This is a genomic window from Phaeobacter sp. SYSU ZJ3003 (assembly GCF_041300735.1).
Lineage (GTDB): Bacteria > Pseudomonadota > Alphaproteobacteria > Rhodobacterales > Rhodobacteraceae > Phycobacter > Phycobacter gallaeciensis_A.
The window spans coordinates 1-15,009 of sequence record NZ_PXNU01000083.1; the positions used below are offsets into that span (position 1 = coordinate 1).

Annotated in this window: 8 protein-coding genes and 1 pseudogene; 4 read left to right on the forward strand and 5 right to left on the reverse strand. The window is 60.6% G+C overall.

The window, feature by feature from the left end:
• Positions 1-308 precede the first annotated feature (308 nt).
• Positions 309-1,403, forward strand: a complete 1,095-nt coding sequence (locus tag C6W91_RS19840) for a tetratricopeptide repeat protein (RefSeq protein WP_370571459.1) — start codon at positions 309-311, stop codon at positions 1,401-1,403.
• Positions 1,404-1,459: 56 nt separating this feature from the next.
• On the opposite strand, the gene C6W91_RS19845 is transcribed toward C6W91_RS19840, so the two are convergent.
• A protein-coding gene (locus tag C6W91_RS19845; protein ID WP_370571460.1) for an IS3 family transposase occupies positions 1,460-2,811 on the reverse strand; the annotation gives its coding sequence in 2 pieces (ribosomal slippage) (positions 1,460-2,475 and positions 2,475-2,811; 1,353 coding nt in all).
• Positions 2,812-2,896: 85 nt separating this feature from the next.
• On the opposite strand from C6W91_RS19845, the pseudogene C6W91_RS19850 reads away from it, so the two are divergent.
• The 3 genes and pseudogenes from C6W91_RS19850 to C6W91_RS19860 form a co-directional block, all read left to right on the forward strand.
• A pseudogene (locus C6W91_RS19850) lies at positions 2,897-3,394 on the forward strand (carbohydrate ABC transporter permease); the annotation flags it as partial.
• A gap of 10 nt (positions 3,395-3,404) precedes the next feature.
• Positions 3,405-4,517 (forward strand): ABC transporter ATP-binding protein, encoded by a 1,113-nt coding sequence (locus tag C6W91_RS19855; RefSeq protein WP_370571461.1) that lies wholly within the window; start codon positions 3,405-3,407, stop codon positions 4,515-4,517.
• Between the two features lie 440 nt (positions 4,518-4,957).
• Positions 4,958-5,671 (forward strand): serine protease, encoded by a 714-nt coding sequence (locus C6W91_RS19860; protein ID WP_082996173.1) that lies wholly within the window; start codon positions 4,958-4,960, stop codon positions 5,669-5,671.
• A 166-nt stretch (positions 5,672-5,837) separates the two neighbouring features.
• On the opposite strand, the gene C6W91_RS19865 is transcribed toward C6W91_RS19860, so the two are convergent.
• From C6W91_RS19865 to C6W91_RS19880, 4 genes are all read right to left on the reverse strand, one after another.
• Positions 5,838-7,010, reverse strand: coding sequence for an HlyD family type I secretion periplasmic adaptor subunit (locus C6W91_RS19865; RefSeq protein ID WP_065272830.1), 1,173 nt, complete (start codon positions 7,008-7,010; stop codon positions 5,838-5,840).
• Positions 7,007-9,451 carry an ATP-binding cassette domain-containing protein gene (locus tag C6W91_RS19870; protein ID WP_370571462.1) on the reverse strand — a complete coding sequence of 815 codons (2,445 nt, stop codon included), beginning with the start codon at positions 9,449-9,451 and terminating at the stop codon, positions 7,007-7,009. The genes C6W91_RS19865 and C6W91_RS19870 overlap by 4 nt, the downstream gene beginning before the upstream one ends.
• Positions 9,448-10,746 (reverse strand): TolC family protein, encoded by a 1,299-nt coding sequence (locus C6W91_RS19875; protein WP_065272831.1) that lies wholly within the window; start codon positions 10,744-10,746, stop codon positions 9,448-9,450. The genes C6W91_RS19870 and C6W91_RS19875 overlap by 4 nt, the downstream gene beginning before the upstream one ends.
• Before the next feature lie 87 nt (positions 10,747-10,833).
• Positions 10,834-14,814 carry an Ig-like domain-containing protein gene (locus C6W91_RS19880; RefSeq protein WP_370571463.1) on the reverse strand — a complete coding sequence of 1,327 codons (3,981 nt, stop codon included), beginning with the start codon at positions 14,812-14,814 and terminating at the stop codon, positions 10,834-10,836.
• Positions 14,815-15,009 lie beyond the last annotated feature (195 nt).

Sequence of the window (15,009 nt, forward strand, 5' to 3'; positions counted from 1 at the left end):
GCCGCATAACCATGAAATCCGCAGCGTCGCCCGAAACGCTTTTCAACATCGATCGGGACATTCCCCCTGAGCATTCTGTATTTGGGTAGGATGCGGCCCGGTAATTCATTCAGCCTCATACCATTGCTAAGGCAATCGAGTTTGGATCGCCTCTGCGCAGGGCTTTGAAATTGAACCGTTTAGATAAGCCAATAGAGCGGCGCGTGTCCCCCGCTACCATAGGACCATACGTTTGCCGCATCTGGATTCATTTGACAAAGGCGGCCTCAAAGGCGTCTAATAAAAGGGTAAATAGTGAGGGAAGGGAAATGTCCGTACGTCCTCCTCTATTGAAACGAATTGGCATCGGTCTTGTTGTAATTCTCAGCGCCACCGGGCCAGCTATTCACGCCCAAACAGCTGAGTTTGACGCCTTGCAAGAGGCTGCCGCAGACCCGGGCGCCGTTGACGCTCAACTCCAGCTTGGTGAAATCCTCCTTTATGGCAACAGGGGGCTACCCCAGGACAAGGATCGGGGGATGGCGCTGATTTCACAGGCAGCGGCGGCCGATCACACGGCAGCGCAAGCGGTGTTGGGCAAAGTCCTGCTCGATGGCTTTTATGTCGAGGCGGACCCTGAAAGGGGAGTGCGCCTGCTGCGCACGGCCGCTGACAAGGGCAATCTGCTCGCAGAAGAAACGCTGGGGCAGGCGCTTTTGTGGGGCGTGGGAACACCTGCTGACCCGGGCAAGGCGCGCGACTATCTGAGCTTGGCAGCGCAGAAGGGAAGCCCGGATGCAATGCGCACCCTGGGGGAACAACTCATCAGTGGCCGGATCATGGAGCAAGACCTTGCCACCGGTGTGCAGTTGCTGGAACGCGCCGTGGATATTGGCGATGCTGAGGCCAAGGTGGCTCTGGGCACTTTATTGTTCTTTGGTGGCGACCTCCCCAAAGACCGGCCCCGCGCGACCGCACTTTTCAAAGATGCGGCAATGGCGGGCAATGGCGAAGGCCTGCTCCACCTTGGCGCGGATATGATGTGGCGTCAGACAGACCGCAAGACCGCAAAGGCCCTGCTGATCCAAAGCGGGGAGCTGGGCACTGGCGCGGCCTGGGCGACCCTGGCTGAAGGGGCGATGTTTGGATACCTTGGGAAGGACCGGCGCGGGCAATTCGAAACCTTTGCCGAAAAGGCGCGTGCGGCAGGTGAACCCCGTATCGCCAAGCTGGAGGCGTTGCGACAGCTATACGGCATCAATATGCGCGCAAGCGGTCCAGATGCGATCGACATGCTTGAACAGGCGTCAGAGGATGGCAATCCCGAGGCGGCTAAATTCCTGATCCAGCTTGTCCGCGACGGTAACCGGCTCAATGTCAGAAAGTCACCAAAACAGGCTACAAAATTGTGCGTCGTCAGATAATTTGGAACACCTGATCGGTTTTCGGTTTGGAGGCTCTGGCTCATCCTTGATTGAGTTTATGCGTTTTCAGTTTGGTGGCGCAAGCGCCGCTTGAGCATGGTTTTTCGTTTGATCTCCTCTCGCTGTTTTAGGATTTGCTCATCGCGCCCGAAGTAGACATCGGCTGGCGTCAGGTTGCCCAGGCTCTCGTGGTATCGTTGGTTGTTGTAATAGTCGACGAAGGCCGCGATCTGGCGCTCGAGATCGCCGGGTAGGAAGTAGTGCTCCAGTAGGACACGGTTCTTCATGGTCTGGTGCCATCGTTCGATTTTGCCCTGGGTCTGTGGGTGGTAAGGGGCGCCACGCACATGCGTCATGCCCTTGTCTTCGATGTAATCCGCCAGGTCGCCGGAAATGTAAGACGCGCCGTTGTCGCTGAGCAATCTGGGCTTGGCGACAACAGTTGCGCTGTCGCAGCCAGAGGCAGCAAGCGCCAAGTCGAGCGTGGCGGTCACATCTTCGGCTTTCATGGTCGTACAGAGCTTCCAAGAGATGATGTAGCGGCTGTAATCATCGAGGATGGTGCTGAGATAGAACCAGCCCCAGCCCAAGACCTTGAGGTAGGTGAAGTCGGTCTGCCAGAGTTCGTTGGGACGCGTTGTCTTATCCTTGAACTCACTGGCTGCCTTCATCACGATATGGGCTGGAGCCGTGACCAGATCCTCCGCCTTAAGGATACGGTAAACTGATGATTCCGAGACAAAGTACTGCTTCTCATCGGTATATTTCACCGCCAGTTCCCGGGGTGTCAGATCCTCATGCTCGAGCGCGAACTCGATAATGTCCACCCGCGTCTCACCCGGGAGGCGGTTCCATACAGACCCGGGATGAGGTGCCGTATCGTCTAGCGCGTCAAGCCCGCCCTCGGACCAGCGGTCATACCAACGATAATAGGTCGTGCGTGGGATGCCGAGCATGGCCAGCGTCTGACGCGTGGGCAGATGTGAGGCTTCGACAGTGCGGATGATTTCCAGCTTCTCTGATGCAGGGTATCTCATGCCTCGCACTCCCCATCCCCGATCATACTTTTTTTGAGCAGACGATTTTCCAGAATAAGGTCAGCGACGACCTCCTTGAGCGCCGCAGATTCGGAGCGCAACTCCTTGACCTCAGGCGAGGTGGCTTGGCGGGCAGTATCTCCCGCAAGGCGTTGCTTGCCCGCTTCAAGGAATTCCTTCGACCAAGTGTAATACAGGCTTTCGCTGATACCCTCACGGCGGCAGAGCGCGGCAATGCTTTCTTCGCCGCGAAGGCCTGCCAGCACAATCCTGATCTTCTCTTCTGCTGAATACTGTTTGCGCGTCTTGCGGCGGATGCTTTTGACCAGCTTGTCTGACGCGTCCTTCGATGTCCCGGATTTCTTGTTCATCTTCGCTCCATAATGGCTGCGATGAACCAGAAATCCTCCGTTACGAAAACCTTAAATCTGTCCCATAGGCGCTGACGTCAGACACGGCTGTTTCGTGCCGTTTCAGGTGGTGATCCTGCCGATGGCGCAGACGTTGGGACGGCTTGGCATCACCAACACGGTCTACGGGCTGATCCTGGTGCATTCGGTCTATGGCCTGGCCTTCACCACGCTGTTCTTCCGCAATTATTATGTCACCATCCCGGATGAGCTGGTGCGTGCGGCCACCATCGACGGCGCCGGGTTCTTCACCATCTTCTGGCGGATCATTCTGCCGCTTTCACCGCCGATCATCGTGGTCTCGGTGATCTGGCAATTCACCCAGATCTGGAACGACTTCCTGTTCGGGGCCAGCTTTACCACCGGCGGCGCACAGCCCGTCACCGTGGCGCTGAACAACCTGGTGAACACCACTACTGGGGTCAAACAATACAATGTGGACATGGCGGCGGCGCTGATCACCGCAGCTCCCACGCTTTTCGTATATATCGTCGCGGGCCGCTACTTCGTGCGCGGACTTACCGCTGGCTCGGTCAAAGGATGAGGATAGTCACATGGCGTCTCTGACAATCAACAACGCGGTCAAGCGGTACGGCACGGTCGAAGTCCTGAAAGGCGTGTCGATCGATCTTCAGGATGGAGAGTTTCTGGTGCTGCTTGGTGCCTCGGGCTGCGGGAAATCCACGCTGCTCAACATGATCGCCGGGCTGGAAAGCGTGACCGAGGGCGAAATCAGCATCGGCGGGCGCGTGGTCAACGATGTGCACCCGAAGGACCGCGACATCGCCATGGTGTTCCAGTCCTACGCGCTTTACCCGACCATGACAGTGGCACAGAACATCGCCTTTGGCCTTGAGATGCGCGGCATGCCCAAGGCTGAGCGCAAGGAGCGGGTGTTGGAGGTCGCGAAGATGCTGCAGATGGATCACCTGCTGGACCGCAAACCGGGCCAATTGTCCGGCGGTCAGCGGCAGCGGGTCGCCATGGGCCGGGCGCTGGTACGCGATCCCGAGGTGTTTCTGTTTGATGAACCGCTCAGCAATCTGGATGCCAAACTGCGGCTTGAGATGCGCACCGAGATCAAGCGCCTGCACAAGCGGCTGAACGCCACCATGGTCTATGTTACCCACGACCAGATCGAGGCGCTGACCCTCGCTGACCGGATCGCCATTCTTAAGGATGGTGAGGTACAGCAACTGGCCAGCTCTGCGGAAATCTACGAGCAGCCCGCGAATATGTTCGTGGCCGGGTTGGTCGGATCGCCGCCGATGAACTTCATCGAGGTGGTGCCGCAGCCTTCGGATCGCGGTCCGGTGGCGGAAATCACCGTGCGGGCAGAAGGGGTGGATCAGACCGTCGTCCTGGACCTTTCCGCCCATGCCGCACAGCTTGAGGGACGGATGGGGCAGAAACTGGTTCTGGGGCTGCGCCCCGAGATGATCACCCAGTCCTCCATTGCAGCCTCGGGGCAGGTGGTGCCCTGCGAGATCGACGTGACCGAGGCGACCGGCGCAGACACGCTTTGTGTTCTGACCTGGAACGGGAAGGAAGTGCTGGCGCGCGGGACCTCAGGCTACGCCATGATCCTTGAGGGTACCATGGACTTTGCCGTCAGTATGGAGCGGGCGGTCCTGTTCGACCCGCAGACTGGTGCTCGCCTCGGTTGATTTTTCCCTGCAGCGCCTCCTGCTGGTCCACGTTGCGATATCTTAACGCAATGCGGCGGGGGCGTGGCACGACCGCCTGAACCCGGCGCGTCATACGGGGTGGAAACGGGCCAAGATTCGCCACATTCCCCGCGATTCACCCCCGGATTCGCGACTTTATTGACAAGAAGTTTCCCCTCACCCCCCTATTTCACGCCCTATAGACGAAGAATTCACTCATATTTTTTGGGCGTTTGACTAAAATTTTCGGACAATCCGCAAGCTTTGTTAGGCTTTTCCAAAGGAATTGTTCATGCTGAAGAGGGAAAAGCCGGGGGGTTAAGGGTTTGTTTACCGCGTCATATTCTGTCCATCATTTCGTCCAGTCCACGCAAGATTGAGCCGCATTCCAGCCGCAGGCCTCCAACAGGATGCAGGTGTGGAAAGTGGAGTGGATGACAATGAGACTAAGAGCTGCGATAGCGGCGGTCTGCCTGTCTTTCGGGCTGTCCGGCGGCGCCGAAGCCGATGAGCTTCGTCCAAGCGTCAATTCGATGCCGGGCTGGGAGGCCGTAGGCCGTCTCAATATTGCCGGGCGCAATATGTGCACCGGATCCCTAATTGCGAATAACCTCGTACTGACGGCGGCCCATTGCCTGTTCGATCCGTCAACAGGGCGCAGGGTAGACCCCAGGACAATCAAGTTTGAAGCTGGCCTGAACGGACAACGGGTGAAGGCGTCGCGAACTGTAACCAAGGCGGTTCTGCATCCGGGTTACCGGACCGGCAACGGCGGCGTGGCGCAGATCGGCAGCGATCTGGCGGTGCTGCGGCTCAATAGCCCGATCAGTGCCCGCGAAATCCGGCCTCTGGACCTGTCGTGGCATGCCGACCGGGGGGATGTGGTCGGGGTTCTGTCCTATTCGCATACCCGGGCGACCAGACCCAACCTTGAGCGTGGATGCCAGGTGCTGGCGAAACAGCACCAGACTTTGGTGATGTCCTGCCGGGTTGATTACGGCGCCTCAGGCTCGCCGGTGTTCGAAGTCACGGCAGGTCATGCGCCGCGACTGGTGTCGGTGATTTCGTCAAAGGCGGCCATCGGATCCAGACGGGTATCCCTTGGGTCGGTTCTGGACGGTACGCTGCGGACTTTGATGCAACGCGCCGGTTGATCCGGAAACCGTGCCTGCACGCGAAAAGAAATTTCGCGTATGCCCGCCTGCAGAACGAGGTCGGGACTTGCGCAGAGGGAAGACCGGCCAAGGCAGGTCACCTATGGGACAGATGGTCCCGAAATATTTGATCCATACAGATATGCGCGGCAAAGGCGCCGCAGTCTCAGGGCTCGCGAAACGCTTCACGTGATTTGTAGAGCGGTTTGAGAAGGTAATTCAGCACCGTCTTGGAGCCGGTCTGAAGTTCTGCCGTTGCGCGCATGCCGGGGCGGATCTCGATGGATTGCTGGCGCTGGGTGAAGCCGGATCTGTCGACCCGTACAGTCACTCGGTAAAACGGTTCTGCCCGTGGGTTGCGATCATCCTCGAAGGTATCCGCCGAAACAAAATCCACTTTCCCCTTCAGCGCGCCATAGATCGTATAGTCATAGGCCGACAGTTTGATCGTGGCGTCCTGGCCGGGTTGCACGCTGGCGATGTCCTTGGGGTTCACACGGGCTTCGACGAACAGCTCTTCACCCAGCGGGATGATCTCGAAAATCTCTTCACCGGGGCGCACCACGCCGCCGATGGTGGTCACAGCCAGGCTGTTGACGATGCCCGACATCGGCGCGGTGATGATGGTCCGGTTCAGCTGGTCCTGCGCCAGACGCAGCTCCTGGCGCAGCGAGGCCAGCTTACGCAGGGCTTCGGAGTATTCCTCGGCCAGGTCCAGCTCGTTCTGGGTGCCGATTTCATTGTATTTGGCCGCGGCATCGGTGGCCGATTTCTGCGCCTTGTTGACCTCGGTCAGGGCCACGATGTTGGTTTTGTAGAGCCGTTTGAGGTTCTCCAACTCCTCGTTCAGCTGGGTCATGATGGCATGCGCGCTTTCCCGGCGGCTGTTGAAATCCGTCTGGCGCGCCTTCAGCAGCGCGCGTTCAGAGGCCAGAATCTCAGGAGATCGCTGGGTCAGATGGGCCGGGACATTGAACTCAAAAGCGCCGCTCATCTCGGCCTCAAGCCGGTATTGCTTGATCTCCAGGGCGTCGATCTGCTCCTGCAGTTCGTCAGCGGCAGCACGGAATTTTGTGTCCTGCAGCTTGCCCAGCACCTGACCGGCCTGCACCACGTCGCCCTGGCGGACGAACAATTCGCCCAGAATGCCGCCTTCGAGGTTCTGTACGATCTGGGCCCTGGATGAGGATACGACCTGGCCTTCACTGCGTACGATTTCATCGACCGAGGCAAAGGCCGCCCAGGTGAGGAAGATCACCAGCGCCGCCCCAACCAGATGAATGATCCGGCTTGAACTGCGCGAGCTTTCCATCAGGTCAAAGTGGCTGGTGGCTGTCATTTCTTATCTCCCGCCGCAAGATGAGCAAGTACCTGATCGCGGGGGCCGTCCACGACCATGCGCCCTGCCTGCAGGATCAGGGTCCGGTTGGTCAGCGACAGGATCGGCATCCGGTGGGTCGCGATGACTGCTGTGCGGCCCTCCAGCCAGCTTTCCAGGCGGCTGACCATGGTGCGCTCCAGCGTCTGGTCCAGCGCCGCCGTCGGTTCATCCAGCAGGACAACCGCAGGGTTTTGCAGCCACAGGCGTGCCCATCCGATGGACTGGCGTTGGCCGATCGACAGACCGCCGCCACCATCGCCGATTTCCAGATCCAGCCCCTTGTGGTGGCTGCGCACAAAGGCGCCGAGTCCGGCGAAATCCAGGGCCTCCATCAGGCGGCTGTCGTCGCGTTCCAGCTGGCCAAGGTTCAGGTTGTCGCGCAGGGTGCCCGCCATCAGGCGCACATCCTGGCTGAGATAGCCGATGTTGCGGCGAAGATCGCGCGGGTCGATCTGGCTGATGTCGGTGCCATCGACCATCACGCGGCCTTTTTCAGGTGCGTAAAGACCGGACAGCAGCTTTAGCAGGGTGGATTTTCCGGAGCCGTTGACGCCAAGGATGGCGACACGTTGGCCGGGAAGGATCGCCACGGCGGGCACGTCCAGCGTCGGGGCGGCATCGGGATCGTAGCGGAATACCACTTCGCGCAGGTCGAACCGGCCCGTGAGGGTATCGCGGCGCAGATAGCTGCGCTGGCTGTCGTTTTCCTGGGGGGCGGTGGCGATAGCCTCCAGCCCTTCGAGGGCGGCCTTGACGTTGCTCCAGCGCGCCAGCGTGCCGGCAAACTGCGTCAGCGGTGCCAGCGTGCGGCTGGTCAGGATGCCGGTGGCGATGATGGTGCCAACGGTGAATTCCCCGGCAAACACCATCAGCGTGCCCAGCACCACGGCGACGATATAGGTGGCCTGTTGCACACCTTGAGACCAGTAGGTGAGGGCGCTGGACAGGCGGCGCTGCTCGGTCGAGGAATGGGAGGACAGCACGTTCAGTTCATCCCAGAGCCGCAGAACCCGGTCCTCGCCGCGCTGGGTTTTCAGAGTGTCGAGTTCGGTCACCACCTCGTGCAGCAGGCGCCCGGCCTTGGCATTGGCGCCTTGGGTCTGACGGGTGAGGGCGATCATGCGTTTCTGCATGAAATAGGCCGGCAGCAGCATCAGCAGCCCGCCCAACACGATCACCCAGACAATCGGCCCAGCGATCGAGGAAACCAGCAGCAGGAACACCGCGATGAAGGGAATGTCGGCCAGCGTCGAGATGGTCGAGGAGGTGAAGAATTCACGGACCGAGCCGAAATCGCGCATCGCGGCAAACAGGCCTGAGGGCGGCAGGGGCTTCTTGTCCGAGCGCATGCCGATGATCCGGCTCATCAGACTGTGCTGCACCGAGAGTTCGATCTGGCGGCCTGCGGTATCCGTCAGCCGGGCACGGGCCACTTTCAAAAGCGCCTCCAGCATGATGGCCAGAAAGGCTCCGATGGCGAGAACCGACAGCGTTGCATGGGATTGGTGCGGCACGACGCGGTCATAGACCTGCAGCGAAAACAACGCGACCGAGACGGCAAGCACGTTGGCCACCAGCGAGCCAAGCATGATTTCGCCCACCTGGCGGCGATATTTGGGGAATTCGCCCCAGAACCAATGGCTGTTTTCCAGCTGCGGGGTATGGCGTGCGGCCATTTGCGACACGGAGGCACGGGCAGTCAGAACCTGTCCCGTGAAATAGGGGCTGAAGTCGCCAAGAGGCACTTCGGTGCGGTTGTCGGGGCAGCTGGTGTCATAGATGGTCAGAAACTGACCGGTCTGCTCCAGGACCAGAACGCATTGCCCGCCTTGCATCATCGCCAGTGCGGGCCAGAGGCCGGGGGTGATTTTCTTCGTCTTTTGCAGCCGGGCCTTGAGCCCTGCAGAGCCGAGCGCCTTGGCGAGAACATTGGGCGAGGTGTCGCCCTTGCCGTCGCGCCAGAGGGAGCTGGCAATATCGCTGGTCTGAGTTTCGGCGCCTTTGAGGGCGGCAAGCGTGGAAATCAGCTCGGCCCGGTGCCGGATCCGCTCATCAGCACCGGCGGCCGGTGCTTTGGTTGCCTGTTCGGCGGCACCATCTGCATTTTCTGGGGCGATCTCCGGCTGTAGCGGCGCATCTTCAGCAGTGTCGCCCAACGGCGCGGGGGTAGGGGCGCCGGTTGCGGCGATCTGCATGTCTTCGCGGTGCAGCGGCAGCGGGTCGGCTGCCGGTTCCAGCGCAGGGCTGACAGTCATCGGCTCCGGTGCAGAGGCGGTGAAGGGGGGAGGGGACAAAGACGCAGACAGTTCCGGAGCAGGGGAGATCGGCACCGGCTGTGCCGGGGGCTCTGCGTTGGCCGCCTTCTTGGGTCTTCTGAATTTTCCGGGGAACCTGATCATATTTTAGTCCCATCTGCCAACAGACCCATATCCCGCGACAGTTCCAACTGGATCAGGATGACTTCGTATTTGGCTTCGATATGTGCCTGTTCGCGGCGTATCAGCTCTTCGTAGATGGAGACGACCTCCATCACCGGGCGCTGACCGGCTTCGTATTGAGATTTGAACAGCTTATACGTTTCGCGGCTGGCACGGGCGAGGGCAGCGGTTTCGCTTTCTTGCCGGATATATGAGGCAAGACGCTGCATCTGCCGGGAATAGGTGCGGCGGGCGTCTTCCTGGGCCTCGCCAATGGTGCGGCGGGCGGCTTCCTTGCTGGCTTCGAGCGCCTTAAGCGCGGCAGGCGTGCCAAGGCCAAGAGGTGTCGCCAGATCAAGGGTCAGACCGGCGCCGGACCCATCGGTGGTGGCGTTCCCGGCAGCAGCGATCTGCGGCAACAGGCCCGCGCGGCCAGCCTTAGCCTCGGCAATGGCGCGATCGGCTTCGGCTTGGGCTTTCAGCACGTCCAGAAAGGCGGCCTGTTGCGGGGGGGTACCAAGATCCATACGGGCAGGTTTTTCCGGGAACCTTTGACCGGTCATGGCCTGAAGCTCGGCCCGCGCGGTGGCGGCGGCGTCCTGCGCGGTGGCCCGCGCCGTGCGTAGCCCGCTGATCTTGCTGTCCACCACGTTGAGATCGGACTGATCGTTCAGCCCGCCATCGACACGGCCTTTCACGATGCGGCGGAACTCGCTCATCTGGCGGATGGCGCGGTCCAGATAAGCGGCCTTTTCGTCGCCGCGCAGACCTGCAGAGTATAGACCAACTGCAGTCTGGACCCGCGTGTTGATGTCGATTGACAGATTGACGGCCGCGACCTCGACGTCGGCGGCGGCAAAGGCGCGTTCTGCCTTGCGGCGGCCATTGTCGAATAGGATCTGTTCGATCAGGATCCCGGCCACCAGATCGCCAAGGTCCGTCAGGCTGACAGAGGGGCCGATGGTGGGCAGCCAGTTCTTGGATTTTGCCTCGGCGCGCAGTTTGGCGCTGATCAACTCGGCTTCGGAGGCGCGGGAGGACGCTTCGATCGCCGCATCCCCAACCCGGCGATAGACGCTGTTGGGTTCCAGCAGGGACTTGCGCTGCATCAGGGCCGAAATCACCTCGGAGCTGTTCTCGCCCTCGGTCTGCGCAAAATTGCTGGAGGTTCCGGCAACGGCATCGTCACCGCCGCCCAGCAGGAACGGCGATTGCTCTGCGCAGGCCGACAGGCTGCACAACAGCGCAATCACTCCAGCGGATCGTCCCAAGTGCATCCTGCCCTTTGCCCTTCTTCTGCGTCGCCGGTTTTCGGCTTGTCGTTGGTTCCGGCGGCAGGGAAAACCCGTCGCCGGAACATGTCGTCAGATGAGAACGTTGACGTCCTGGTCCACCAGCAGTTTGGTGCCATCGTCACCGACGGTGTAGACGTTGTAGATCTGTCCATCGACGGCCTCGACGCCTGCGGCCGATGCATTGGCAACGGTCAGCGTGTCATCCGCCCCGCCATGCACGGTCAGAGTGTCGGAATTGCCCGACAGCGCCTTGATGTCGGCCTCGGTCAGGCTGAGCGAGACGTCGGAAGCATAGTCGAGGTTCAGAGCATCGATATTGAACTGCGGTAGCCCCGCATGATCCAGCGCGCCGCTGTTGGTCGCATTGTCCTCCAGAACGACCAGCGTGCTGGACGCGTTCTGAGCGCTATCCTCGCTAGTAATCACCAGATGGGTGCCGTCCGACACTGGGGTCGAGAAGGTGAACTCGGTTCCCAACACCGGGTCCTGATCGACGCTTGCGGTGGGGGCTGTGACCGAACCATCGCTATTAAGGGCATTCACCGTGTAGCTGTCGGTTGCGCCTTCGGTACTGATCCGGCGCACATCGCTGCTGGAGAAGGTCACGGCATCCACATCCGGCGTAGTGTAGCTGGTGTCGACCGTGAAGCTTTCGGTCAGGGACTGGACGTTTCCTGCCCCGTCCGTCGCGGTGATAGTTGCTGTCGCGGTATAATCGCCGTCGGGCAGGTCTGCACCGGCGATATCGGCGCTCCAGTTGCCGGCAGCATCCACAGTCGCCGCATGGGTGACGCCTGCGATCGTGACTTGAACGGTGGATCCCTGTTCCACGGTGCCTTGCAGAGTGACGCCCGCCGCGCGTTCGGCGAGGTTGATGATATCGTCGGCGGTCTGGTCCGGGGCAACCGTCAAGGGGTCGACCAGCGTGTCCAGCGCCACTGTATCCGTTGCGCTGGCGGTATTTCCGGCGCTGTCGACAATGGAGGCAGTGATCGGCAGTTCTGCGTTGCCTTGTGGGATCTGACCCGCCAGGAAAGTGGTGCTCCAGTTACCGTTCACATCCGCAACAACCTGGTTACTGGCGGCGCCAAGCCCGACTGTAACCAGCAGGCCAGGGGTGGCGGTGCCGCTGATCTCGACACCGTTCGCACGCTCGGTGGCGTTGATGATATCGTCAAGCTCCACAGGATCTGGCGACAGGGTGACCGTACCGGCGACCGTATCCACCCGCAGGACTGAAGACGCCGATGCTGTGTTTCCGGCTGCATCTGTGGCTGCTACGGTCACGGCACTGTCGTATTCGCCGGGGGCGATGGCGCCCGCTTCAAAGGTTGCGCTCCAGTTTCCGGAGGCATCTACCACCGCGGCGCGGGTGATACCGGCAAGGGTGACGGAGACCTCGGAGCCGGGTTCCGCGACACCGGTCAGGGTGACACCGGCTTCGGCCTCGGCGGCGTTGACGATATTGTCACCGCCTGCCTGTCCCGGATCGATTGTCACTGCGGTTTCGGTATCGATGCGCAGGGTGCCGGTGGCGCTGGCCGTATTACCGTAAATATCTGTTGCAGTAGCGGAAATCGGGGCATCATATTCGCCGCCTGCGATTTCGGAGGGGGCATAATCCACGCTCCATTGGCCATCAGCATCGGCAACGACGGTTTTGGTCTGCCCCTGGAAGGTCACTGCGACCGAGGCCCCGGCTTCGGCGGAGCCGGAGAGGGTCACGCCGTCAGCGATTTCCTCGGCGTTGAGGATGCCGTCGCTTTTTGCACGGGCGGTGTTCAGGGTGACACTGGTTTCCGTGTCGATATGCAGGGTGCTGCTAGCGGAGGCGGTATTGCCCGCGGCATCTGTGGCGACAGCGGTCACCGGGGCGTCATATTCTCCGCCAGTGATCTCGGACGCGGCGAAATCTGCGCTCCAGGCGCCGGTGCCATCTGCAGTCACTGTGCGGGTCGCGCCTTGGAAGGTCACTGCAACCGAGGCGCCTGCCTCGGCGGTGCCGGTCAGGGTGACACCGGCTGCTGCTTCGGGTGCGTTGATGACGTCATCACCACCGACCTGATTTGAATCGATGGTCACAGAGGTGGCGGTGTCAACGCGCAGACTGCCGGTTGTTGTGGTGCTGTTTCCAGCTGTATCTGTCGCCGTCACGGAAATCGCAGCGTCGTATTCACCGGTCGACAGCTCATTGCCCGCGAAATCCGCCTGCCAGTTGCCGTTTGCATCGGCAGTAACCGTGCGGGTGACGCCTTCCAGCGTTACTTCGATAGTGGCATCGGCATCGGCAGTACCTGTGAGGGCAAAGCCATTGGCGACTTCTGCCGCGCTCAGCATGTTGTCGCCGGTCTGCTGCGCATCCAGCGTGGCGGATATTTCTGTATCGACGCCGATGGTTTCGGTATCCGTCGAGACGTTGCCCGTGGTGTCCGTTGCAACGGCCGAGACGGTAGCATCATAGGTGCCGGTTCCGATCTCTGCGGTGGAGAAAGCCGATGACCAGCTGCCGTCAGCACCGGCAGTGACTGTGTGGCTGATACCTTCGAAGGTAACAACAACGGTGGCGCCCGGATCGGCCATGCCGGTCAGAGTTACGCCTGCGGCTTGTTCGGCGGCGTTGATGGTGTGATCATCACCCACCTGAGTGTTGATCGTGACGCGGTTTTCCGTATCGATATGCACCGTATGGGTTTCGGTGGCGCTGTTGCCTGCTGCATCGGCCGAGGTCACAGATATGGTGCTGTCATAGACGCCGTCAGCGATATGTTCGGCGCCGTAGATTACCGACCAAGTGCCGTCGTTCGCAACGGTTGTGGTTCGCGTAACACCCTGGAAATCAACAGAGATTGAGGCGCCAGCTTCGCCGGTTCCGGTCAGGCGCACGCCGTCAAAGAGTTCGATGAAGTTGATCTTATCGTCACCTTCGACTGTGTCGATGCCGATGGGCGGCGCAATGGTGTCGACGACCAGCACATCATGATAGGTATTGCGGTTGCCGAACTCATCTGTGGTTCGGATCCGCACGGCGGTCTCGTATTCGCCAGTGGGAATATCGGCAGGATCAAAGGTGACAGACCAGGTGCCGTCTTCGTTGACCGTGGTGCGTTGGGTGACGTTGTTGATCCGCACGTTCAGACGGGCGCCGGGCTCGCCGTTGCCGGTGATGACCGGGCCATCGGCTTGCTCGATCGCATTGACGATATCACCGGTGGACTGGGTGCCGCTGGTGACCTCGGCCTCGGGCGGGGTGGTGTCGATGATCACCGTCGGCCCGTCTAGGTTGAAATCATTCCCGTCCGGGTCGGTGACCTCGACTGTGGTATCATAATTGCCATCCGGCGGCAGATCGTTGATCGCGATTGTCGCCGTCCAGGTGCCGTCATCGCGGATGGTCACTGTTTCCGTATGGCCGCCGATCAGAACCCGCACCTCAGAGCCTGGGGTGCCGGTGCCGGTGATCACGACCGGATCGTTGGTCGAGCCGGCGATAGGGTAGACCGCATCGGGGTCGTCCACCGTGGGCACCCGGCCGCGGCCCGGAGGCGTTCCAGTCTCGCTGTCGTCTGTGACCAGTACGGCGGTGCCGACCACCCCAGCCGCTGCGACACCGGCGGCGCCAAAACCACCCAGCAGCGGCGCTGCCAGCGGGGCGATCACCGGTTCGATGCGGTCGACATCCAGGAACACCAGCTCGTCATAGGCGCTCCATTTCCCGGAGAGGTCCAGTGTTTCGTAGCTGGCAAACAACATGCCATCGGCCTTGTCCTCCAGCACAACCTCGATGAACTGGCCATCGGCGCTGAGGAACAGGTTCTTGCCACCGGTCGCGCCGTAACTGAAGAAGTTGTCCAGCACGAGGGTCTGGCCATCGGCCAGCACGATATGCAGATCTGCGCCATGCCGTGCGTAACTTTCGACCGCGGATCGGCCAAGGTTCAGGGAAATGTCTTTTGTTTGAGAGACGTTCAGGTGGGCCGGCGTACCTTCAGCAAACACACCCTGTACGGTCGTTCCCGTCATATCGCGGGAAATATATCCAACACTACTCATTTTTTTGCTCGCTTATAGACCGGACAACGCCGCCAAAGCGGGTCACCTGGTTCATTGCCTGTATCGTCTTGCCCAACGGCCGTCTTTGCGGCCTTATTGTGGGCATAATGCGTCAATTTTGGGTCTTATGGAACGTCTGAACAACGTCTTCGGCTGCGCCGATGTTGCCGCTTGAGGGCAGTTTGGGGCGGTTGA

Excerpts from the sequence above, each read along its gene's own strand:
- C6W91_RS19865 (WP_065272830.1), bottom strand. The coding sequence starts at position 7,010 with ATGACAGCCACCAGCCACTTTGACCTGATGGAAAGCTCGCGCAGTTCA.
- C6W91_RS19880 (WP_370571463.1), bottom strand. The coding sequence starts at position 14,814 with ATGAGTAGTGTTGGATATATTTCCCGCGATATGACGGGAACGACCGTA.
- C6W91_RS19840 (WP_370571459.1), top strand. The coding sequence starts at position 309 with ATGTCCGTACGTCCTCCTCTATTGAAACGAATTGGCATCGGTCTTGTT.
- C6W91_RS19870 (WP_370571462.1), bottom strand. The coding sequence starts at position 9,451 with ATGATCAGGTTCCCCGGAAAATTCAGAAGACCCAAGAAGGCGGCCAAC.
- C6W91_RS19860 (WP_082996173.1), top strand. The coding sequence starts at position 4,958 with ATGAGACTAAGAGCTGCGATAGCGGCGGTCTGCCTGTCTTTCGGGCTG.
- C6W91_RS19855 (WP_370571461.1), top strand. The coding sequence starts at position 3,405 with ATGGCGTCTCTGACAATCAACAACGCGGTCAAGCGGTACGGCACGGTC.
- C6W91_RS19875 (WP_065272831.1), bottom strand. The coding sequence starts at position 10,746 with ATGCACTTGGGACGATCCGCTGGAGTGATTGCGCTGTTGTGCAGCCTG.